The 20,942-nt window shown below is 51.9% G+C and carries 17 protein-coding genes and 1 pseudogene; 9 read left to right on the top strand and 9 right to left on the bottom strand.

Annotated elements, in window-relative coordinates:
• Positions 1-10: 10 nt before the first annotated feature.
• Entirely contained in the window at positions 11-592 is a 582-nt protein-coding gene (locus tag TREAZ_RS04500) for a DUF4398 domain-containing protein (RefSeq protein WP_015710628.1), read from the top strand.
• 142 nt (positions 593-734) lie between these two features.
• Here the strand turns inward: TREAZ_RS04500 and TREAZ_RS04495 are convergent, their stop codons facing one another.
• Positions 735-1,061, bottom strand: coding sequence for a helix-turn-helix domain-containing protein (locus TREAZ_RS04495; protein WP_015710627.1), 327 nt, complete (start codon positions 1,059-1,061; stop codon positions 735-737).
• 298 nt (positions 1,062-1,359) lie between these two features.
• On the opposite strand from TREAZ_RS04495, the gene TREAZ_RS04490 reads away from it, so the two are divergent.
• Both TREAZ_RS04490 and TREAZ_RS04485 read left to right on the top strand, forming a co-directional pair.
• Positions 1,360-1,644, top strand: a complete 285-nt coding sequence (locus tag TREAZ_RS04490; RefSeq protein ID WP_015710625.1) for a type II toxin-antitoxin system Phd/YefM family antitoxin — start codon at positions 1,360-1,362, stop codon at positions 1,642-1,644.
• Positions 1,634-1,930: a type II toxin-antitoxin system RelE/ParE family toxin gene (locus TREAZ_RS04485; protein WP_015710624.1), complete on the top strand. Its 297-nt coding sequence runs from the start codon at positions 1,634-1,636 to the stop codon at positions 1,928-1,930. The genes TREAZ_RS04490 and TREAZ_RS04485 overlap by 11 nt, the downstream gene beginning before the upstream one ends.
• Before the next feature lie 238 nt (positions 1,931-2,168).
• Here TREAZ_RS04485 and TREAZ_RS04480 read toward each other — a convergent pair whose 3' ends face one another.
• Positions 2,169-3,371 (bottom strand): iron-containing alcohol dehydrogenase, encoded by a 1,203-nt coding sequence (locus tag TREAZ_RS04480; RefSeq protein ID WP_015710622.1) that lies wholly within the window; start codon positions 3,369-3,371, stop codon positions 2,169-2,171.
• A gap of 99 nt (positions 3,372-3,470) precedes the next feature.
• On the opposite strand from TREAZ_RS04480, the gene nifJ reads away from it, so the two are divergent.
• Together nifJ and TREAZ_RS04470 are read left to right on the top strand one after the other, a co-directional pair.
• Entirely contained in the window at positions 3,471-7,034 is a 3,564-nt protein-coding gene (gene nifJ, locus TREAZ_RS04475) for a pyruvate:ferredoxin (flavodoxin) oxidoreductase (protein ID WP_015710621.1), read from the top strand.
• A 60-nt stretch (positions 7,035-7,094) separates the two neighbouring features.
• Positions 7,095-8,639 (top strand): DUF5312 family protein, encoded by a 1,545-nt coding sequence (locus TREAZ_RS04470; protein ID WP_015710620.1) that lies wholly within the window; start codon positions 7,095-7,097, stop codon positions 8,637-8,639.
• Here the strand turns inward: TREAZ_RS04470 and mazG are convergent.
• The 7 genes and pseudogenes from mazG to alr all read right to left on the bottom strand — a co-directional run bounded on the left by mazG (position 8,632) and on the right by alr (position 16,057).
• Entirely contained in the window at positions 8,632-9,414 is a 783-nt protein-coding gene (mazG, locus tag TREAZ_RS04465) for a nucleoside triphosphate pyrophosphohydrolase (protein ID WP_015710619.1), read from the bottom strand. The genes TREAZ_RS04470 and mazG overlap by 8 nt on opposite strands.
• A gap of 3 nt (positions 9,415-9,417) precedes the next feature.
• Positions 9,418-10,281 (bottom strand): sugar phosphate isomerase/epimerase family protein, encoded by an 864-nt coding sequence (locus TREAZ_RS04460; protein WP_015710618.1) that lies wholly within the window; start codon positions 10,279-10,281, stop codon positions 9,418-9,420.
• Position 10,282: 1 nt separating this feature from the next.
• Positions 10,283-11,677 (bottom strand): serine hydrolase domain-containing protein, encoded by a 1,395-nt coding sequence (locus TREAZ_RS04455; RefSeq protein ID WP_015710617.1) that lies wholly within the window; start codon positions 11,675-11,677, stop codon positions 10,283-10,285.
• A gap of 75 nt (positions 11,678-11,752) precedes the next feature.
• Positions 11,753-12,346 carry an aminoacyl-tRNA hydrolase gene (pth, locus tag TREAZ_RS04450; RefSeq protein ID WP_015710616.1) on the bottom strand — a complete coding sequence of 198 codons (594 nt, stop codon included), beginning with the start codon at positions 12,344-12,346 and terminating at the stop codon, positions 11,753-11,755.
• A 223-nt stretch (positions 12,347-12,569) separates the two neighbouring features.
• Positions 12,570-13,184: pseudogene (locus TREAZ_RS04445) on the bottom strand (ATP-dependent Clp protease proteolytic subunit); the annotation flags it as partial.
• A gap of 39 nt (positions 13,185-13,223) precedes the next feature.
• Entirely contained in the window at positions 13,224-14,963 is a 1,740-nt protein-coding gene (locus TREAZ_RS04440; protein ID WP_015710614.1) for a formate--tetrahydrofolate ligase, read from the bottom strand.
• Positions 14,960-16,057 carry an alanine racemase gene (gene alr / locus TREAZ_RS04435; RefSeq protein ID WP_015710613.1) on the bottom strand — a complete coding sequence of 366 codons (1,098 nt, stop codon included), beginning with the start codon at positions 16,055-16,057 and terminating at the stop codon, positions 14,960-14,962. The genes TREAZ_RS04440 and alr overlap by 4 nt, the downstream gene beginning before the upstream one ends.
• 74 nt (positions 16,058-16,131) lie before the next feature.
• Between alr and TREAZ_RS04430 the strand changes: the two genes are divergently transcribed.
• Genes TREAZ_RS04430 through mnmE form a run of 4 tightly spaced genes read left to right on the top strand, consistent with a single transcriptional unit; the run spans position 16,132 to position 20,938 of the window.
• Positions 16,132-17,685 carry a hypothetical protein gene (locus tag TREAZ_RS04430; RefSeq protein ID WP_015710612.1) on the top strand — a complete coding sequence of 518 codons (1,554 nt, stop codon included), beginning with the start codon at positions 16,132-16,134 and terminating at the stop codon, positions 17,683-17,685.
• Entirely contained in the window at positions 17,682-18,392 is a 711-nt protein-coding gene (locus TREAZ_RS04425) for a hypothetical protein (RefSeq protein WP_015710611.1), read from the top strand. Before TREAZ_RS04430 ends, TREAZ_RS04425 begins: the two co-directional genes overlap by 4 nt.
• 9 nt (positions 18,393-18,401) lie before the next feature.
• The gene (locus tag TREAZ_RS04420; RefSeq protein ID WP_015710610.1) at positions 18,402-19,415 is read left to right on the top strand and encodes a phosphatase PAP2 family protein; all 1,014 of its coding nucleotides are present in this window, start codon (positions 18,402-18,404) and stop codon (positions 19,413-19,415) included.
• A complete protein-coding gene (gene mnmE, locus TREAZ_RS04415; RefSeq protein ID WP_015710609.1) occupies positions 19,415-20,938 on the top strand; it encodes a tRNA uridine-5-carboxymethylaminomethyl(34) synthesis GTPase MnmE in 1,524 nt (507 codons plus the stop codon). The genes TREAZ_RS04420 and mnmE overlap by 1 nt, the downstream gene beginning before the upstream one ends.
• The last annotated feature ends 4 nt before the right edge of the window (positions 20,939-20,942 follow it).

The raw sequence follows: 20,942 nt of genomic DNA, 5'->3' as shown, positions 1-20,942 counted from the left end.
GGAGTGTATAATGAGGAAAACAGTGAGCACCCTGCTGGCGGCCCTTTTAGTGGGAATGATATTTGCGGCCTGCGCAACCCCTCCCACAGAGGATATGAACAAGGCTGTTGACGCAGTAACCAAGGCCGAAAATGACGCGGATGCAGTGACCTACGCCGCAAACACCCTGACCCGCGCCAGGGATGCCCTTACCCAGATGCAGTCGGAGGCCGATTCCAAACGTTACGAATCTGCCAAGAACTATGCAGCCGAGGCCATCGCGGCCGCTGAAAAAGCCATTGCCGACGGCAGAACCGGCGCAGCCCGGGCCCGTGATGAGGCCGCCAGCCTCCTCAACGGCCTAAGGCCCGAAATCGCCCAGGCCGAAAACGACCTCAACGCTGCCAAGGCCGTCCCCCGCACCCAGCTCGACGCTGCCGCCTGCGACCAGGATTTAGCCTCGGCCAAGTCCGCCTTCGACGATGCCAACCGCAGCCTCAGCGCAAACAACTACCGCGATGCCGTTGCCAAGGCCCAGCCCGTGAGGCCCCTGCTTTCGGGCATACGTTCCCGCATCACCGATGCGACCCAGGCCCTGTCCCGGAAGAAGTAAGATTAATTTGCGTGAAAAAAGGCCCGCTTGATGCGGGTCTTTTTTGGGGCCATCATTTGCACAAAGTCAGGCCATGTTTGTGCATTTTATTTCATAAATACGTATTGATATTAGAGAATTTGGACGCCTGATAAATATTTTCTCACACAATTTTGCCCAGCGTCTTTTCGGCCTGCTGCAAAAGGCTGCAGGCTTTTCCTATTTTAGACGAGCATCTTTCACTTTGCTTATCGCTGCCCGTGATAAGGTACTCGACACTGACCCCCAAAACCCGGGCAATGACATAGCCGTCAATGACCGTGGGGTAGATACTCCGGTATATCCAGCCTCGGAAAGTGCCATAGTTTATGCCGCAAGCCTTTGCGACTTCTTCATGAGTTGTGTTTCTTTTTTTTATCAGCTGCTTTACGCGGCCCCAAAATTCTTTTTCGTCCATAATAGTTTCAGGCAGAATTGAAACTGCACCCATCTCGCTTTTTTTAATTCAAAACTGCAAACATGGGCGCAGTTAGCTACCTGCCTATAATATACTAAAAAAAGATGGAAAAGCGAAGTAAAATTGAAAAAATTTTAAAGATGATACAAATCAACAACCTGGGGCAAGCCTCAATACGAATAAATGCCGCGCCTATAGTTTTTCAATGACTTTAAGGGGGAGGCCCAGGGCTTTGACAATCTTATCGAAAGGAACATCCAGATCAGGGATTCCGGTATGGCCGCTTGCATGTGTATCCCGATTGTGATACGGTAATGATAGAGGTATAACAATGCAGAACATACAAGCCAGGCCGGTAAGGGACTTACGGAATAAATATGCCGAGATCGAGAGTCTGCTTGAAAACCATGATCCGGTTATCATTACGAAGAACGGGCGGGGAACCGCTGTACTGCTCAATATCGAGGACTATGCAAAAATCGAAGAATATCAGCACTATCTCTATGTAGCGGAAAAACTTAACGAGGCGGAAAAAGAAGCGGAATCCCCAAATGCCGAATGGACAGACTATAAGGAGGTGTTCCGGCAGTTAAGGGAAAAGTATCATGGCTTATGAGGTCAAACTTCTTAAAAGATCGCGTATTGATATTGATGAAATTTGCCAATACAAATCGCAATTTTATCCTGGTACCGTAGATCGTTTTCTTGACAAATTAGAAAAAGAACTAAACAGCATTGCGGATAATCCATTCATCTGCCCCGAATATTATGGCAACAAAAAATATCACCGCTTGTTAGTGCAGGACTATCTTGTTTTTTACCGGATATTTGAAACTGCCAAAACCGTACGAGTCTATAGGATTCTTAATGGTAAACGGGATATTCCGGCGATATTATCATAGAGAATTTGGACGCCTGACAAATTCTCATTCATTCATAAAAGTTTGGTAAAATTGAAACTGCGCCCATCTCTGCTTTTTTTAATTCAAAACTGCAAACATGGGCGTACCTATAGTTTTTCGACGACTTCAAGGGGGAGGCCCAGGGCTTTGACAATCTTATCGACAGGAACATCCAGAGCTTTTAAGTTTCTCGCCGAGTCGAGCCTGTTTTGCCTTCTTTTTTAGCGCAAGCGATCCCCTACTCCGCAATGGCCGCAAAAATCTCCGTCACTGCCTTTTCGTCCAGCTCCATAAAGCCCGGAACTTTGCCGTTGTTGTGTTCCATGCAGCGCTTCACCACCTGGGGAAGATCCGCTTTGGGTATGCCGAGCTCCTTAAGCGTCAGGGGCATCCCTAAGGATTTTACCCAGTCACGGAAGGCGCGGAGGCCGGCGTTGGCTGTGCCCTTGGGATCTTCGAGATCCGCCTTGACGCCAAAAACGCCTACGCCGAATTGGGCGATCCGGGCGATCATTTCAGGGCTGCCGTTATCTACTATATATTGAAGCCAGGCGGGCATCACTGCGGCGAGACCCGCGCCGTGGGCGGTATCGTAGTGGCCGGAGATTTGGGATTCCAGGGCATGCTCGCCGCCACGGGGGCCTGAGCGGCCTATGCCCATAAGGTCGTTGTGGCTGTAGGAGGCCGAGAGCATGAGCTCGGCGCGGGCTTCGTAATCAGCGGGGTTGGCAATGGCAAGGGGGCCGAAGCGTACCACATTGCGCATAAGACCCTCGGCGAATTCGTCACCCAGGTGGCACACTGGGGAATCCTTGAAAAAGTAGCGGCTCACGGTGTGGGCCAAAATGTCGGCGGCCCCTGCGCCGGTTTGATAGGTGGAAACTGTATAGGTCAGTTCGGGGTTCATGATGGCGAAAACAGGGCGGCAGGGGTCCAGATTCACGCTCATTTTACGGCCTGTGCCGAGATCGTCCACGATAACGCTGGAACGGCTGGTTTCGCTGCCTGCGGCGGCTATGGTGTGGATGGTTCCGACGGGGGCCATTTTTTCGGCGGGGGCGCCCTGATAGAACTTCCAGTATTCGCCGCTGTTTGCCAGGGCAAGGGCTATGGCCTTGGCGGTGTCTATGGCGCTGCCGCCGCCTATGGCCAGGACAAAGTCGGTCTTTTCGTCCTGGGCGGTTTTTATGCCCTTTTCCACGAGGGAGCGCCGGGGGTTGGGCTGGACTCCGCCGAGTTCGGCAAAGGGGAGGCTTGCAGCCTTGAGCGCGCCTGCTACACGGTCGTAGAGGCCCGATTTCTTGATTGAGCCGCCGCCGTAGACCAAAAGCACTCGGGAGCCGCCGTGTTTTTTGACCATCTTGGCTGCTTCAAGCTCGGTGTTTTTTCCGAAAAGAACGTCCGTATAGAGATTGATGTTAAAATTGGTAAATGTTTTCATAGCCAGAACTATAGCTTGAATTTTTCAGCCTGAAAAGCTATTATTAAAAATAATATTTTCGGTTTAATACCTTCTATTAAAAAGGAGAAGAGGAAAACAATGGCCAACAAGAACAAGGTAATGATCGACGGCAATAATGCCGCGGCTCACGTAGCCCACGCGCTGAGTGAAGTAATCGCGATATACCCGATTACCCCGTCCAGCCCCATGGGGGAACTTTCTGACGAATTTTCCGCCCAGGGACGCAAGAACCTGTGGGGAACAATCCCGCAGGTTGTCGAAATGCAGTCCGAAGCCGGAGCCGCCGGGGCGGTGCACGGTGCTTTAACCACCGGGGCGCTGACCACCACCTTCACCGCTTCTCAGGGCCTTCTCCTGATGATTCCCAATATGTACAAGATCGCCGGGGAACTCACTTCCACGGTGTTCCATATCGCGGCCCGAGCCCTTGCCACTTCGTCCCTCTCCATTTTCGGGGATCACCAGGACGTGATGGCCTGCCGCCAGACCGGCTGGGCCATGCTTTCTTCAAACAGCGTGCAGGAAGTCATGGACCTGGCGATTATCGCCCACGCCGCCACCCTCAAATCCAGGATACCCTTCCTCCACTTCTTTGACGGGTTCAGGACTTCACACGAGTATCAGAAAATCGAGGAAGTTTCCTTCGACATTATGCGCCAGATGATCGATGACGACCTGGTGCGGGCCCACCGCGAGAGGGGCCTTACCCCCGAGAAACCTTCCATCAGGGGTACTGCCCAGAACCCGGACACCTATTTCCAGGGCCGTGAAGGGGTCAATCCCTACTACCTCAAGGTTCCCGGCATTGTGCAGGAAACCATGGATCAGTATGCCAAGCTCACAGGCCGCGCTTACCATGCATTCGACTATTTTGGCGCAAAAGACGCTGAGAAAGTCATCATCATCATGGGTTCGGGGGCTGAAACCTGCGAAGAAACCGTGGAATATCTTACCGGGAAAGGCGAAAAGGTCGGGGTTCTCAAAGTAAGGCTCTACAGGCCCTTTGACGCCGAGCTTTTTGTGAAAGCCCTGCCCACAACAACCAAGGCCATTGCGGTTCTCGACCGCACCAAGGAGCCGGGTTCTTTGGGCGAGCCCCTCTACGAAGATATACGCACTGCTCTGGGCGAAGTTCAGGCCGCCGGAAAATCCCCCTTCAAGGATTATCCCACGGTTTTGGGCGGACGCTACGGTCTGGGTTCAAAAGAATTCACCCCCGCCATGGTCAAAGCGGTGTTCGACAACCTTTCGGGCAAGAAAATTGCCAACTTTGTGGTGGGCATCAATGACGACCTCCTGGGCAAGAGCCTGCCTTACGACGAGCATTTCTTCCTGGCCGAAGAGGGCATGAATGAGGCCATGTTCTACGGTCTCGGTTCAGACGGCACTGTGGGGGCCAACAAGAACTCCATCAAGATCATCGGGGACGCCAAGCCTGAACTTTCAGCTCAGGCCTATTTCTCCTATGACTCCAAAAAGTCCGGTGGTTTTACCATTTCCCATCTGCGTTTCGGCAAAAAAGCCATACGCCGGCCCTACCTCATCACCAAAGCCGATTTCCTGGCCTGTCACAAGTTTTCCTATATAGAAGTCCTTGATATGCTGGCCAACGCCAAAGAGGGCGGCGTGTTCCTCCTCAACAGCCCCTTCGGCGCTGCGGAAGTATGGAAGGAAATCCCCGTGGAGACCCAGAAGCGCATCATCGACAAGAAACTCAAGTTCTACGTGATAAACGCCGCCGAGATTGCCCGCAAGACCGGCATGGGCAACCGTATCAACACGGTCATGCAGGCCGCTTACTTCAAAATTTCAGGCGTACTCCCCGAGGCCCAGGCTGTGGAAGAGATGAAGCACTTCATCGAAAAATCCTACGGCAAAAAGGGCGCCGAAGTGGTGCAGAAAAACTATGCCACTGTGGACGCTGCCCTTTCGGCAGTAGAAGAAGTGAAGTATCCTTCCGCCCCTTCAGGAGACCTCCACATGAAGGTTCCCTTCTCCACCTCCAAAGATGCATGGATCAAGGAAGTGCTTGGGGCCGTTTCGGTACAGGAAGGGGACAAGCTTGCGGTTTCGAAGATCCCCGACGACGGAACCTTCCCCACCGCCACCACCCAGTACGAGAAGCGTGCGGTTGCGGAACGGGTGCCCAGTTGGAACCCCGACGTGTGCATCCAGTGCGGCAACTGCGCTGCGGTCTGCTCCCACGCCTGTATCCGCATGAAGAACCTCACGGACGCCGAAGTGTCCAAAGCCCCTGCAGGCCTCAAGACTGCGGCCATTAAGCCCAAGCCAATAGACGGCAAGAAAACCTGCCTCGTGATTTCCGCCGAGGACTGCATGGAATGCGGCGTGTGCATCAACATTTGCCCCATGTCCAAGGATGCTTCCAAGCCCCAGGCCCTCTCCTGGAAATCCTACGCCGACGATCCCAAGTTCCACGCCGAACAGGTTGCCGCCTGGGAGTATTTCCTCAACCTGCCCGAAGTTCCTGCTGCGGACCTCAACCTTTCGACTGTGAAGGGCCTGGCCTACAAGCAGCCCCTCTTCGAATTCTCAGGCGCCTGCGGCGGCTGCGGCGAGACTCCCTATGTGAAGCTCCTCTCCCAGCTCTTCGGCGACAGGGCGGTCATTGCCAATGCGACAGGTTGTTCCTCCATCTACGGCGGAAACCTCCCCACCACCCCCTATGCCAAGCGCGCCGACGGACGCGGGCCGACATGGTCCAACAGCCTCTTTGAAGATGCCGCCGAATTCGGCATGGGCATGAGGATGACAAGCGACAAGCTGGCTGAACACGTAAAAGAACTTGCCGCCAAGGCAAAGTCCGAAGGCATCGCCGCTGGTATCATCGACAAGCTCCTGGCCAATACCCAGGAAGATGACGCCGCCATCGAAGTCCAGCGCAAGACCGTGGACGAACTTAAAGCCGCCTTAAAGAACAACAGCAAACCCACAGCCAAACTCCTCCTTTCACTGGCGGATCACTTTATCAAGAGGTCTGTCTGGGTACTGGGCGGCGACGGCTGGGCCTACGACATCGGTTACGGCGGCCTGGACCACGTTTTGGCTTCAAACCGGAACGTGAACCTCCTCGTCATGGACACCGAAGTGTACTCCAACACCGGCGGCCAGATGTCCAAGGCCACCCCCATTGGCGCTATTGCCCGTTTTGCCGCAGCCGGCAAGGACATCACCAAGAAGGATCTGGGCGCCATGGCCATGAGCTACGGTTACGTGTATGTGGCCAAGATTTCCATGGGCGCCAATGTGGCCCAGACCATCAAGGCCTTCCGCGAAGCGGAATCCTATCCCGGAGCCTCCATCATCATTGCCTACTCCCACTGCATCAACCACGGCATCGACATGGACAAAGGTATGGATCAGCAGAAGGCGGCCGTTACTTCCGGTCTCTGGCCTCTCTATCGTTATGATCCCAGGCTCAAGGCCGAGGGCAAAAATCCCTTCCAGCTTGATTCCAAAGAAGCCACCACTACCCTTGAGGACTTCATGTACAAGGAAGTGCGCTTCAAGAGCCTCAAGCAGGCCAGCCCCGACCGCGCCGATACCCTCCTGGCAAAGGCAAAAGCCCAGGCCGAAAGGGTGTGGAAAGAGTACAAGTATTTGGCTGACAGGCCGTTCTAGTCTTCGTTAACCGCAAACCTGCGTGCGGGTTTGCGGTTATAATCTCTTAGAGGAATAATAATGGCGGATGTATTAAACAAGGTTATTTCGTTTATCTCGGGAGACGGCGAGAGCGGCGGATCTGACAAGCAGGTGCTGCTCAAGCAGTTGGCCAAGGATATTCAGCAGAACAAGTACACCAGGTTCTACAAGGTACGCCAGGAAGAAGCCGATCCCTCTTTTGCGCAATATATGTACAGTGTCTACAAGATCCTGTACCCTGCCAAGGTTTTTATAAATGATCCTGCCAAAGACAAGCAAGTACGTCATGTAACCATCGAATCTTTTCTCGATAAGTCTACTATGGACGTAATCAAACGTCTGACACCTGAAGCTATTGCGGAACGGAAAAAGGCTACAGCCGGGCCTGAACTTACCAAGCAGCTTGAAGCTGATCTCGCGGCCCTTACTTTAGGTTTTGACAGCCCCCGACTCACTGCGGCGGACAAGTGCTATACTCTCATAGGGGTATTGAACCGCTTCGCTTCTTACGATTATCCTGCGCTGCTTAAAAAATTTGACGCTGAGATAATCGAAGGCGATTTTACAGAACAGCCAAAGTTTTCTGCCTTAAGAACCGATACCATTATGGCTGATATTGCCAAATTCCTTTCTGTGCTGCCTTCGTTTGATCCCCAGGATGACTGGAAGACGGTTTTTGAGATTTTAAAATACTGCAACGGCGGTACTGATGTTATCCCCCATGAAATATGGACAGGCCTTTTGGTAAACCTTAAAGATCTTAAAGCTTCTAAAATGCTTGATCTCATGATTAAACTGGCTTCGGGAAATCCTATTTGGGAATTCAAAGGCACCCCGGCAGATGGCGATGAAGATCATCTCTCGGCGCATTGGCTGGATCAGAAGACTGCCGAAGTACGCCAGGTAATTTCAGATATTGCAGACAGGCAGAAGAATGCCCAGATTGCGGCACTGGAAAAAGCGGTCTTCGGCGAGATTGACACTACAAGGCTTAATTTCTACAACAAGGAAAGCGGAAAAATTCTGGTACAAAAAGACCTTGAAGCGTATACCATGGCTCCTGCCCTGAACCACCTTATGGTTTTTATTCAGGATTTCTTAAACAAGGAGATTCAGGAGCTGTCAGAAATACTGTTAGTGCGCGGGCAGTGGACCAATAACGCTGCTTCCATTGCCATGTCCGATGGTTACCACACAGTGAGGGATATAGAACCTGAGATCAACACTCTGGATGAAACCCTTTCAGAGGACGGAAGCAATGGCCCAAGGCTTCACGCTGCCCTCCTCAGGGTTGATCGCGATCCCTCCCAGGCCCACTACCTGGAAAGCATCGTGGGCACCATCAATGAAGAAGCCCTCTCCCTGGTGAACAGGGCTGTCCAGGGCCTCATCATCGTGGGGAAGCATCTTAAAATGCTGCTTGAAGATTACAACAAAAAACCCTTCGAACTTATTATAAACTGGAAGGAATTGACCCTGGCCTCAAAGACGCCTTTGGCCCAGAGGCTGGCCGACGATTACAAGAAGATAAATTACTTTGTCCAGCTTATGATCCTTGAAACCAAGGTTGAAAACTCTATTTAGCTTCTTCCCAGTATTTGTCCATAAGCCCCAGGTTTTCCTGTTTCATCTCCGCTCCGGTTTCCTTCATGCGCTCTTCCACATGCTTGAAGCGTTCGGTGAATTTTATATTCGTGCGCTGAAGGGCCACCGAAGGCTCGACCTTAAGGTAACGGCAAAGGTTTACTACGGAAAAAAGGAGATCCCCCAGTTCCTGTTCCAAAGCGCTTGGATCATCCTGGGCTATGATTTCTTCTGTCACTTCTTCAAGCTCTTCTTTTATTTTGGCGATTACGCCGGCTGTGTCGGGCCAGTCAAAGCCCGCTTTGGCGGCTTTCTTCTGGAGCTTCCATGCCCTGTCCAGCGGGGGAAGGCCGCGGCTCACTTCGTCAAGAAGCGAGTCCTTGGGTTTTCTTCCTTCCTTCTCCACCTTGATCTTTGCCCAATTGTCCAGAACCTCGGCGGAATCTTTTACCTTGATATCGCCGAATACATGGGGATGGCGGCGTATGAGTTTTTCGGCATTGTTTTCAAGCGCGTCGGCGACAGAAAATTTTTCTTCCTGTTCGTGCATATATGCAATCATGGTAACCAGAAGGAAAATATCCCCAAGTTCTTCTTTGATATGGGCCGGATTGCCCTCGTCAATGGCTTCCACACATTCATAGGTTTCTTCGATGAGACTACCCCTGAGAGAAAGGGGATTCTGTTCCCTGTCCCAGGGGCAGCCGTCAGGGGCTCGCAGTCTTACGATTATATTGTAAAGATCCTCAAAGGATTGGGCGGTATTTTTTTTCATGGATTATTTATACCCCCCAGCTTCCAGCCTGGATTTTATAAATACCGCGGCAGACTCTATGTCCTTTTCCGGATCGGGGCCTGCCTCACGCTCGATGGTGAAGAAGCCGTCATAACCTGCATTTTTAAGCGCGTTGATATAGGCGTCGAAATCCACACTGCCTTTGCCTACAGGGGTTTCAACGAAGTAATCGGCCATACGCATATCCCCGATTCCGCCGTTGGCAAAAAAATCGTAGATAAGCCGGGGGTCAGCTTTCTTTTTCATAATCCCGTCTTTTACATGGGTATGAACTATGTGCTTTCCAAGAATTTCGACTGCCTTTGCCGGATCAACATCAGTGACCATGACGAAATTTGCGGGATCAAGATTGACCCCTACACCGCCGTGGGTATGATCGATGAATTTTTTCAGAGTCTCGGGCTTTTCAGGCCCTGTCTCGATAGCGAGAGTTATACCCTGCTTCTTGCCGTAAGAACCGAGGGCATCGAGGGCACTCACCATCGCCGCGAACTTTTCTGATTTTTCATCATCCGGGATTACCCCGATATGGGTGGTGATCACCCGGGTTCCGCAAGCGGCAGCAAGATCTATAATGGCTTTGGATTTTTCTATCCTTTCGGGATTGTCCCCGGCGATTTCAAAACCATGGCCCCCCATATCGCCGCAGAGTGCGCTTATCACCAGGTTGCTGTCTTTTAAAAGCTTGAGGTATTCATCAAGCTTTGCCGTGTTTTTTAGGAGCGAGGCATTGAACTCCTCGCTGACAGCGTAGATCTGCACTCCTGCAAGGCCAAGGCGCGAAGCTTTTTTTATTGCGCCGGTCAGGGGGCAGAGGAAATTATCGGTTAATACTCCTATTTTCATTTTATTCGTAAATGTCTCCTATGGAATTAAGATTTAATTCAGCCCTTCCTATGGCTATAGCCGCAGGGTTCCCGGGCCATGAAAGCTTCAAAGTGTTCCCTTCGATTTTGATATTCAAAAGTTCCCGATGAGGGCAATTACGGTAGATCATGCGAACCTCAAGATCATTTTTCCCTTTCCAAAGAAAAGTGGATGAAATCTTCCGCCCATCCCCTGCCATGCCTGCCACGGGGATAAAACTGAAGGCGCCCCAGGGCAAACGAGCAGAGGTTTCAATCCAACCAAAGCGGCCTGCTTCAAATTGCTCCAGCCCATTCTTTGTCTGAAAGCCAAGGGACAGCCTGTCGGGATAAAAATTGAGGCTGATAGAATTTATACCGGCAGGGTTTTCATTCGCTTTTAAAACCTTTCCGCTTATTTTCTTTTCAATATCCGCATTTGAAATCGCAAAAGCAGGCAACAACTTATCCCAGACTATATCAAGGACGGCCTGCATGTTATCGGTTTCACATGAGAGGGCCAGAACCGCATCATATTCAGGCATTACAAGGCAATATTGGCCAAAAGCGCCATCGCCCCTAAAGCCATGCCGGGACTGCCAGAATTGATAACCATAACCTCTAGCCCAGTCTGCGCTTGCCCCGGGTGTAATGGAATTATCCGCATGAGCCGAAGAAGCATCCTTTACCCAGGCTTCCGATAGAAGCTGTCGGCCATTCCAGTTCCCTTTATTTAGATAAAGGAGGCCAAGCTTGGCAATATCCTCCAGGGCAACCATGAAGCCCCAGCCTCCGGTGCTGATACCCTGAGGCGAAACATCCCATGCACAATCCCCAAAACACAGGGGCGCAAAGAGCCTGGGCTTAAGATATTCAAAAATCGTAAGGCCCGAAAGTTTCTGCACTATGGCGGAAAGCATATACGTGGCTCCTGAATTATACACGAAGCGGGTTCCGGGCTTGTATTTATAGGGGATGGTCAAAAAATATTCTGCCCAATCGGGGGTACGCACCATAGGCATGGTAGGATCGGCTTCATGACCGGATCTCATGGTAAGAAGATCCTGCACTTTCACCATTTTGCAGTTTTCATCCTTGACTTTTGCCGCATGCTCAGGAAAAAAGGAGAGTACCGGATCATCAAGCTTTAGAAGCCCTTCCTGAATGGCAAAGCCAACGGCAGTGGAACAAAAACTCTTGCTTAAAGAATAAACCCAGATAGGGTCATCCTCATGGTAGGGCTGCCAAAAATGCCGCTGTACTGCTTTGCCGTACCGCAGCAGCACAAAGCCCCGCATTGTTGCGGATGCGCCTTCCAGGGCATGGACAAAATCATCCAGGGCGGGTTTGTTTATGCCTGCGGAATCTGCGGCAATGCTATCCAATTTAATACCCATACATTCACCTTTACTGTCAAAATATCCACGCTTTTTCTGCTCATGATGAAATAGCTCAGCAACCCCGCAGCAAGCTCAAACTATCTTCTTCTTTCCCCATTCGGGGAGCAGACTTTGAGGATCCACTGCCAGGGCTTTTACGAGAAGACCCGCAGCAGCCTCAAGGGCGGGTTCCAGTATAGGCATTTCGGCTGCACTAAAATCCGAGAGCACCCAGTCCGCGATTCCCCTGCCCGAGCCTGCATGCCCCCCCTCTCCGGGAAGCCTGTCGTCGGGCCGACCTATGCCGATACGCAGACGCCAGAAATCGGGGGTGCCGAAATTCCCCTTCATGGATCGCAGACCATTATGGCCTCCAAGGCCGCCCGAAAACTTAAGGGAAATAGTGCCAAGCGCCAGTTCCAGTTCGTCATGGACAACCAGAATAGCGCCGGGAGGGATTTTGAAAAAAGAAGCTGCTGCCTGGACAGAATCGCCCGAAAGGTTCATATAGGTGCCGGGCATGAGGAAGTGCACCCCATCCTTCTCGGCATAGCGTCCTTTGAATTTCTGCCGCCACGGAAGGCTGCCAAAAAAAGGGAGTTTTGCTGCTAATAGCCAGCCGGCATTGTGCCTGTTGCCCGCATATTCAGAACCAGGATTGCCCAGGAAAGAAACCAATTCTACCATGATTGAGTATCCTGTTTCAAAACATAAAGCTTTGAGGCAGGCGCCTTTGCGCTCATTTTCCCGGCTTCTTCTTGGCAGGGGCCTTGGGCGCAGGTTTTTTTGCAGCCGGTTTTGCCGATGCCGGTTTCGCAGGCTGTGCTTTGACAGGCGCCGCCTTCTTGGCAGCCGGCTTTTTTGCTTCAGCCTTTTCAGCCTTACCCGCTTTTCCCGGCTTGGGAATATTAAGATCAGCCTGGCTGGCAGTGACTTTGGAAATGAGGCCGTACTTCACGGCTTCGGCGGCGTTCATCCAATAATCGCGATCCGTGTCTTTTTCAACCTGCCCAAAGGGCACGCCGGTCTCGTCTGCAATGAGGTGGTTAATCCTGTCCCTCAGTTTGTCCAGCTCCCTGGCATGGATCTCTATATCCGTCGCAACACCCCGGATGCCTGAAAGGGGTTGATGGATGAGGTAATGGCTATTGGGCAGCCCCACCCGCCTTTCCTTAGGCGCCGCAAGCTCAATAATGGCAGCCGCGCTGGCAACAAGGCCCATGCCTATGGTCCAGACAGGGGCTTTGATGAAACGGATCATGTCGAAAATGGCATAACCTGCGTCAGCGTCACCGCCAGGTGAATCAATAAAAATCTGTATGGGATCTTCCCCCATGTCATCAAGCAGGAGCAGCTGGCGTATGATGCGTTCAGCCAAATCCTTGTTGATCTCTCCTGCAAGCAGAATAGTCCGGGTTTTAAGCATCCTGCCGATAAGGGGATCGGCAGCGGGCTGAGAGGATTTTTCTTCATCCTCATTCTCTTCATCATCATTAAGGGCTAGATATGAGTATTTGTCTTTCATACAAGTATTATGCCGGTTTGTGCCTTCAGTTTAAAGCACCTAGAAAAGGCCCCTCACGGTTCCGTCATCATCAATATCAACATCCATAAAGGCGGGCCTTGAAGGCAGCCCCGGCATGGTGGTAATAGCCCCGCAGAGGGGATAGACGAACCCAGCGCCTGCAGCAAGGCGAACTTCCCGAACCGGAAGCCTCCAGCCCCTGGGCGCCCCTTTGAGGGCAGGATCGTGAGAAAGCGAATACTGTGTCTTGGCCATGCACACAGGAAGCTTCCCATAACCTTTCTCTTCGAGAGTATCAAGTTCCTTTAAAACGCCCTTCTCAAAATCAACGCCCTCGGCGCCGTAAACCCGGACAGCCACGGTTTCAATTTTTTGCTTAAGAGGGACTTCATCAGGATAGAGGAGTTTGAAATGGCTTGGCAATGAAGCAGCCTTCTCCACTGCCCTTGCAAGATCCGCAGCTCCCTCGCCCCCATTTGCCCAGTGGGTGGTAACCACCGCGTCTGCTGCGCCGGCCTTGATGGCTGCGTCGCGCACCAATTCCCATTCCGCCTCGGTATCTGTGGGGAAGGCGTTGATGGCAACCACCGCAGGCACGCCGAAACGGCTGATTATGCCTATGTGGGCCAGCAGGTTGGGGAGGCCCTTTTTGAGGAGTTCCAAATTTTCTTCTTTATATTCGGGAGGCAGGGGTTTTCCGGGAACTACCGCCGGGCCGCCTCCATGGGACTTGAGGGCCCGCACAGTTGCCACCAGGACTACCGCATCAGGGACCAGGCCCGAAGTGCGGCACTTGATGTCGAAAAATTTCTCCATCCCCATGTCGGAACCGAATCCGGCTTCGGTAACTACAAAGTCCGCGTAATTCACCGCCAGAAGATCCGCTATTATAGAAGAATTACCGTGGGCAATGTTGGCAAAAGGCCCGGCGTGGACAAAGCTGCCCTGGCCTTCAATGGTCTGCAATAAATTCGGCTTGAGAGCGTCCTTCATCAGCACGGTCATGGCCCCTGCAACGCCCAGATCCTCTGCGGTGACGGGATCGCCTTTCTTGTTGCAAGCTGCAACCATGCGCCCCAGGCGCTTTCTGAGATCCGGAAGATCCCTCGCCAGGGCAAGTATGGCCATAACTTCGCTGGCCACGGAAATATCAAAACGGGACTGGCGCAAAGGGCCGTCTTCCCTGCCCCCAAGGCCGGTCATCACATTGCGGAGGCCCCGGTCGTTAATATCCATCACCCGGCCCAGGGACACCCTGCAAGGGTCAATGTCCAGTATTTTGAGGCCCAGCTTTTCAAAGTAAGACGGGGCCCAGCGGGACTCGTGGTAGATCCGGGCATCCACCGCAGCTGCGCAGAGGTTGTGGGCAGCGGACACGGCATGTATATCTCCGGTGAGGTGGAGGTTGAAATCCTCCATTGGAACAATTTGGCTGTACCCTCCGCCGGCTGCCCCTCCCTTGATGCCGAAGGTAGGCCCCATGGAAGGCTGCCTGAGACAAGCTACAGCCTGCTTCCCGATTTTCCCCAGGCCCTGAACCAGCCCCACAGTTGTGGTGGTCTTCCCCTCCCCCAGGGGTGTTGGCGAAATGGCGGTAATGTTTATATACTTCGCCCGCTTTTGGGGCAATTCCGCAGATTTTAGCAGCCTCCAGTCTATCTTGGCTTTGTACTTTCCGTATTCCTCCACCCATTGGGGGGAAATCCCCATAGCGCCAGCTATTTCTGAAATTGGCTTAAGCTTGGCTTCCCGGGCAATTTCGATATCCGATTTGTTCATATATACACCCTTGGCACCCGTTTATTGATATTGCAGGTGATTTCGTAAGAGATGGTCCCAATTTTGGCTGCCATATCAGCGGCAGTCACAGCGCCGGGGCCAAAAATAATCGCCTCGTCCCAGCGTTTAACATCGGTCTCAGGCCCCAAATTAATCATGCACTGATCCATGCATATCCTCCCCACCTGGGGATAGGCCCGGCCTTTTATATATACCGAATGGCGGTTGCTCAACAGCCGGGGCAAACCGTCGGCATAGCCCACAGGCAGGGTGCCAATATACGTATCCTCTGGCGCTGTCCAGGTTCTGCCATAGGAAATATCCTCGCCCTTGAAGACCTTCTTGATAAACACCACAGCGCCGCGCAGTTCCATGACCGGTTCGGCGTCAAGGCCCTCCGGGATGCCCGCTGCCGGGGAATAGCCATAAAGGAAGATGCCCGGCCTGACAAGGTCAAAATACGCATCCTCATGAAAACAGAGCGCCCCCGAATTGGCGGCATGGATCAAGCCCGGATCCAGGCCCGCGGCCTTTATGGAATCCACAGCCCCTCTGAATCGGGAAAGCTGCCCTTTCGTATATGCTATATCCGCAGGCTCGAGGGAATCGGATACCGAAAGGTGGGTAGCCACCCCGCCCAGCTTAAGGCTTTTTTGGGATACGATGAAAGCAGCCAGTTCGGCGGCATTTTCGGGCCTTGCGCCCATGCGGCCCATGCCGGTATCCACCTTGAGGTGGACTTCAAGCCTTCTGCCTGCTTTAGCCAAGACTTCCGCAGCTTCACGGTCGCCCACGAGAGGGATGAGATCCAGGGCTGCTATCTCCTCCATCTCTCCTGGAAGAGCCTGGGAAAAAAGGAAAACAGGGGCCTTTATGCCTGCCTGCCTTAATTCAGCCCCTTCGCTTACTGTAGCTACCGCAAGATGGCTAGCTCCGGCCTCCAGAGCAGCCCGGGCTACAGGCACTGCCCCATGGCCATACGCATCAGCTTTGACCGGGGCGCAAAGACCTGTCCGGGCGCCTGCCTTTTCCCGGGCTTTTTCAATGTTATGGCGGAAATTATCCAGATGAATGATGGCTTTGACTGCCCGCATTTTTCTTCCTTAAAAAATGGATATTCTTTATATTACACGCTATACTATATATAGGATACCACGTTTTCAAAAGTATGTGTCATCGTTGGTCGGCGGCCCTGACAATTGCCGGATTATTCAATCTTCTCCTTTTTTGTTCCTGCGGGGAGGTGGATTCTGTATTCCCTTCAGCCCAGACCTACCAGATTGCTGCCCTCTCAGGCAAGCTTTCCCTGGAAGAATACGCACTCATTAAGGCAGAGGATGAAATTCAGCCTGCCTTTGTGAGCCCGGTTTCTAATGACAAGGATATAGCCAGCCTTAAGGTGTTTTTTCAAACCCCCGGCGGCGCCCAGGCAGGCAGGGCGGTTATTTACACTGCCGAGGGAATTGGGCCCATCCCCGAAGTTTCGGAGGAAGAGCCGACCGAAGAACCACAGGATGATATTTTTTTCCGTTTAGGCGGCTTTGATAAACGCCTCCCACCCTTTACAGCTCCTGCAGAACTGGAACCAGGCCCTTATGCACTGGTCTTCCAGGTTTTGAGCTGGAATCAGGAAACGCTTTCAAAAACCGAAAAAACCGTATATTACATGGGCGGCACGGATTATGAAATAGAAGATATTGCAGCCTATCTGCCGGGAATATCAGCTGCCAACCTGGTGCCCCCCGAAAGTTATGTGCTGTTCGAAGCAAAAATTCTCACCCTTGGCGACATCGATCCCTACATAGCCTGGTATAATGGCAGGGCAAGGATCAGCAGCGGCAGGCTTTCTGAAGGGGCCAACCGTATACTCTGGAAAGCCCCTGCCCAGACAGGCTTCCAGCAGATCAGGGCTGAAGTCCTTCCTTTCCCGCCCCATGGGAACAGGAATCCTTCCCTCCATGTTGCCAAGGCAGGGACAAGGCTTAAAGGCAAAATGAAGGAGCTTTCTCTGCCGGTTTCGTCCAAGGGGTATATACAGCAGGTTCTTATTGATACCCCAAAGGCTGCAGAAAAATTAAACGCCTATTTTACATTTGCAGGCAGCCTCAAGGATACTCTGAATACAGTTTCCCAAAAAGAGTTTATCCCCTTTCCCCAAAAAGACACATCGAAAAGAAAAATAAATTGGCTGGCGGCCGATGATATTTACGGCCTCGCCATAGGCCCAAACGATATCTATTATATACCTGCTGCACTCCAAAAACGCGGTTCCGGGGAATGGGGATGGGGGAGTTTTACCTTCCGTTTTATGCCCCTGAATGAAGGCATCATTTTCCGCGCATCCTTCTCAACATCAGAGGACACTGAGGAGAATGAGGATAGCGCTATCCTGGAAGTTGCCCTGGAAACTGAAGGCCTCACCGTAACTTTGCATTCAGGGGATCAGGCGGAACGTATTATCGCCCCCCACCCGCAAAATAACAGAATTAGTACTATTACAATTAACTATTTAACAAAAAATGACACTATTACTGTCAGCCTGGGAAAAGATGAAATAAACATTCCTGTTAAAAAGAATCTGAATCTGCTTGGATACCAGCTAGGGGCTGCCAAAAATGATACGGATCCTGCCGGAGCGCTGCCAACAGCTGTCATGGATGAATTTGCCGCAAGGTATTCAGCAGAGCCTGCGCCGCCCAAAACAACCCAAAAAAACCAATGAAAAACCATTATTCCTCGATCTTTCTTGTTTTAACAGTATTGCTGTCATGGGGCTGCACAAGCACCCCGACAGAAGAAAGCCGCACCTCTGCCGCAGAAGCTTCTTTAAGCGCAGAGATTCCCTGGCAGATAACAGATCACAGGGGAAAAGCAGAAGGCGCTGCGATCCCGCTCTGGGTGATATCTTATCTTGAAGGAGGGAACAATGCAGTTGAAGCCCTCGATGAATACCAGAACCGTTATATATTTATTAGCCTGAATTCAGGGGCCAACTTTAATGCCTTGGAACAATGGAGGGCAGGTTTTTCACCGGAACTGGATTTTGCCCGCCTTGGCGCAGTCCGCATGGAAAAGCGTTTATTGGGTTCGGCTTTCAAAAACCCGGATGACGAGTACGGCAGCTTTTTTGAAACCATGATACGGACAGCCTCTGACGCTTCCTGGGCAGGGGCAATAAAAGAGGAAGATTTTTGGATCAAAAGGCATTTCCCGGAAGCCGATGGGCCTGGGAACGAGGCGCCTCGCGGCAGCGAGGTGCTTCGCAGTAGCGAGGCTTGGGATTTCTTTATTCTGGTAAGTATTGAAAAGGCTTCTTTCGCGTCCCAAGCCATGGCGCTTCTCAGGGGCATAAAGACTTCATCTCCCTTGAGCCGCGATCAATCCGCCGCAGTGAACCGCGTCCTTGACAGGTTCTTTGAAGGCTTTTAGTCTCTAACAATGAACAGTGAAATTATCCAAATCATGCCTGCAGAGAACCTGCCTTTTCTGACATCGGTTTACCTCTGGGGACTCAATTTAATAGAGGCAATTCAAACTGCGGCAAACCCCTTTCTTACCGTATTTCTTAAGATCATCACCACCATAGGTTCAGAAGCTTTTGTCATCCCCTTTCTGCTGCTCGTCTACTGGTGCATAGATGAAAAACGGGGGTTCAGGCTGGGGATGCTCATCATTTTTTCCGCCTGGACAAATACAATATTCAAGCACCTGTTTAAGCAGCCAAGGCCGTACAACCTTGACCCGTCTGTAGGCATGGCCCTTGAATCCAGCTATGGTTTCCCCTCGGGGCATGCACAAAACAGCCTGTGCCTCTGGGTTCCCATTATGTCCTGGGCCGGAAGCAGGAAAAAAGAATCAAGGCTGGCCATTTGGATTAGCGCGATCATACTCATGCTCCTCATTGCATTCAGCAGGCTCTACCTGGGGGTGCATTTCCCTACAGATATTTTGGGCGGCTGGATCATCGGTGGCATTATACTGACAGCTTTTTACATGGCGAGCCCCTGGCTCGGCGCATGGTTCATTATGAGGGGTAAGCGGACCCAAATGATCTGCACCGCCGCGATAGCGCTGATTATGAACGGCCTCTATCCTATGGATACAAGCCTCCCTGCCCTGTTCCTGGGTTTTGGCGCAGGGTACAGCCTTATGATCAATTCTTTCCCTTTCACTGCCCAGGGCTTGGTAAAAGGGAAAAAACCCGGCATATTTTTGCTGACTGCCCGCTATATACTTGGACTTTCGGGGGCTGCCGTAATTTACCTGGGCCTCCGCCTTATACTCCCGGGAGAAAATTCGTTGTTTGCTTCGATTTCTTTTTGGGGTCTGGGTTCGCCCTACACCGAACTTGGCCGCTTTATACGCTACTGCCTGCTAGGCCTCTGGGCATCGGCAGGGGCTCCTAAAGTTTTTCTCAATCTTGGAATTGCCGGTCCGGGAAAGGAAAGCTGATGGACAAGCCTGCCTACGGCAGCAATGATCCCATAGCTGCCATAGCCACGCCTCTGGGAGAAAGCGCACTGGCTCTGATAAGAACATCCGGGGGGAGCTTCGCGGGAAGTACGGGCGGTAATTGCAATACTGCTAATAATGACAGTAATAGTGTTAATTTGCTTGCTAAAATATTTTCAAAGCCTAAACGCCTAAAAGAAGCGGCGGGCAACACTATAATTCATGGATGGATACTGGGCTCTCAAGGTGAAAAAATTGATGAGGTCCTGGTTTCTGTTTACCGTGCCCCTAAATCATATACAGGCGAAGACAGCGCCGACATTTCCTGCCATGGAGGCATTGCTGTTGTAAAAGCTATAATGGCTGCCTTAAAACAGGCAGGTTTTAGAGAAGCCCTGCCAGGGGAATTTACCTTTCGGGCTTTTATGAACGGCAAGCTGGATCTTACCCGTTCGGAATCGGTAATGGAGCTGGTATCCGCAAAGACAGGAAAAGCCAGGGAACAGGCAATACGCCGCCTTACAGGGGCATTGGAAAAAGAACTCTCGGAGATAAAAGCGCTTTTGGTACGAGTATTGGTGGGGGCAGAAATCTACCTGGATTATTCAGAGGACGAGTTTAACTCGCCGGATGAAGAAGCAAAAGGCTTGCTGCCCGATCGACCTCTGGCAGAAGAAGCCCTTGCCCGCCTGAGCCGGCTGGCCGATTCCTGGCGGCGAGAGCGTCTCTATACAGAAGGAGCCCTGGCAGTTATTGCAGGGAGGCCCAATGCAGGAAAATCGAGCCTCTTTAACTTTTTGCTTAAGGAAGATCGTTCCATCGTTACCGACATCCCCGGCACCACACGGGACTGGATAGAAGCCCTGATTTCCATAGAGGACATACCCGTGCGCCTTGCCGATACTGCAGGCCTGCGGGATATAATTGATCGGAATGGGCAAAAGGCTGCCGTTACAGACAAAGTCGAACTGATTGGCATAGCGAGAAGCCAGGAACTTTTAAGCAGGGCAGATATTGTGCTTTATGTGATTGACGGTGCGGCGGGGATTACAGAGGAAGATAGGGAGTTTCTCAGGCACTGCGATAAGGATGGCAATAAACCTGTGCCCCTCCTCATCCTTTGGAACAAAGCGGATGTCTCCGACCTGCCCCATTTCCTCCCGGCGGAGCTTCCCGGTGTACCCATAGGGATCAGCGCCAAAACCGGAAAAGGCATCCCTGAATTAAGCCGAGCAATTGCCGGGGCATTGGAAAAGGCTTCGGGCAGCAATAATTCTCCCGGCGATACTGTTTCTGCGGATCAGAACTCCGCAGGCCCAGGGACGCTCAGGCAGAAGGAATTAATAGACAATGCCTTAGCCTCGATCCGGGAAGCCCTGGATCTGGCGGATACTACCGAGCCTCTCGACATCATCGCCCCTCTTATTAAAAATGCTGTTGACAGCCTGGGTGAAATAACCGGTGAAGTTTCCACTGCTGAATTGCTTGACCTAATGTTCAGCAGATTTTGTGTGGGGAAGTAACCGG

It is taken from the genome of Leadbettera azotonutricia ZAS-9, assembly GCF_000214355.1.
Classification (GTDB): Bacteria; Spirochaetota; Spirochaetia; order Treponematales; family Breznakiellaceae; genus Leadbettera; species Leadbettera azotonutricia.
Note: the sequence above shows the minus strand (reverse complement) of the source record. Positions and strands in the feature narration are given on the sequence as shown.

What these genes read in the sequence shown, in the direction of transcription:
- TREAZ_RS04425 (WP_015710611.1), top strand. Translation starts at nt 17,682, where the DNA reads ATGAAAAACCATTATTCCTCGATCTTTCTTGTTTTAACAGTATTGCTG.
- TREAZ_RS04480 (WP_015710622.1), bottom strand. Translation starts at nt 3,371, where the DNA reads ATGAAAACATTTACCAATTTTAACATCAATCTCTATACGGACGTTCTT.
- TREAZ_RS04420 (WP_015710610.1), top strand. Translation starts at nt 18,402, where the DNA reads ATGAACAGTGAAATTATCCAAATCATGCCTGCAGAGAACCTGCCTTTT.
- TREAZ_RS04500 (WP_015710628.1), top strand. Translation starts at nt 11, where the DNA reads ATGAGGAAAACAGTGAGCACCCTGCTGGCGGCCCTTTTAGTGGGAATG.
- TREAZ_RS04460 (WP_015710618.1), bottom strand. Translation starts at nt 10,281, where the DNA reads ATGAAAATAGGAGTATTAACCGATAATTTCCTCTGCCCCCTGACCGGC.
- TREAZ_RS04430 (WP_015710612.1), top strand. Translation starts at nt 16,132, where the DNA reads ATGTGTCATCGTTGGTCGGCGGCCCTGACAATTGCCGGATTATTCAAT.
- alr (WP_015710613.1), bottom strand. Translation starts at nt 16,057, where the DNA reads ATGCGGGCAGTCAAAGCCATCATTCATCTGGATAATTTCCGCCATAAC.
- TREAZ_RS04495 (WP_015710627.1), bottom strand. Translation starts at nt 1,061, where the DNA reads ATGGGTGCAGTTTCAATTCTGCCTGAAACTATTATGGACGAAAAAGAA.
- TREAZ_RS04485 (WP_015710624.1), top strand. Translation starts at nt 1,634, where the DNA reads ATGGCTTATGAGGTCAAACTTCTTAAAAGATCGCGTATTGATATTGAT.
- nifJ (WP_015710621.1), top strand. Translation starts at nt 3,471, where the DNA reads ATGGCCAACAAGAACAAGGTAATGATCGACGGCAATAATGCCGCGGCT.
- TREAZ_RS04440 (WP_015710614.1), bottom strand. Translation starts at nt 14,963, where the DNA reads ATGAACAAATCGGATATCGAAATTGCCCGGGAAGCCAAGCTTAAGCCA.
- mnmE (WP_015710609.1), top strand. Translation starts at nt 19,415, where the DNA reads ATGGACAAGCCTGCCTACGGCAGCAATGATCCCATAGCTGCCATAGCC.
- pth (WP_015710616.1), bottom strand. Translation starts at nt 12,346, where the DNA reads ATGGTAGAATTGGTTTCTTTCCTGGGCAATCCTGGTTCTGAATATGCG.
- TREAZ_RS04490 (WP_015710625.1), top strand. Translation starts at nt 1,360, where the DNA reads ATGCAGAACATACAAGCCAGGCCGGTAAGGGACTTACGGAATAAATAT.
- mazG (WP_015710619.1), bottom strand. Translation starts at nt 9,414, where the DNA reads ATGAAAAAAAATACCGCCCAATCCTTTGAGGATCTTTACAATATAATC.
- TREAZ_RS04455 (WP_015710617.1), bottom strand. Translation starts at nt 11,677, where the DNA reads ATGGGTATTAAATTGGATAGCATTGCCGCAGATTCCGCAGGCATAAAC.
- TREAZ_RS04470 (WP_015710620.1), top strand. Translation starts at nt 7,095, where the DNA reads ATGGCGGATGTATTAAACAAGGTTATTTCGTTTATCTCGGGAGACGGC.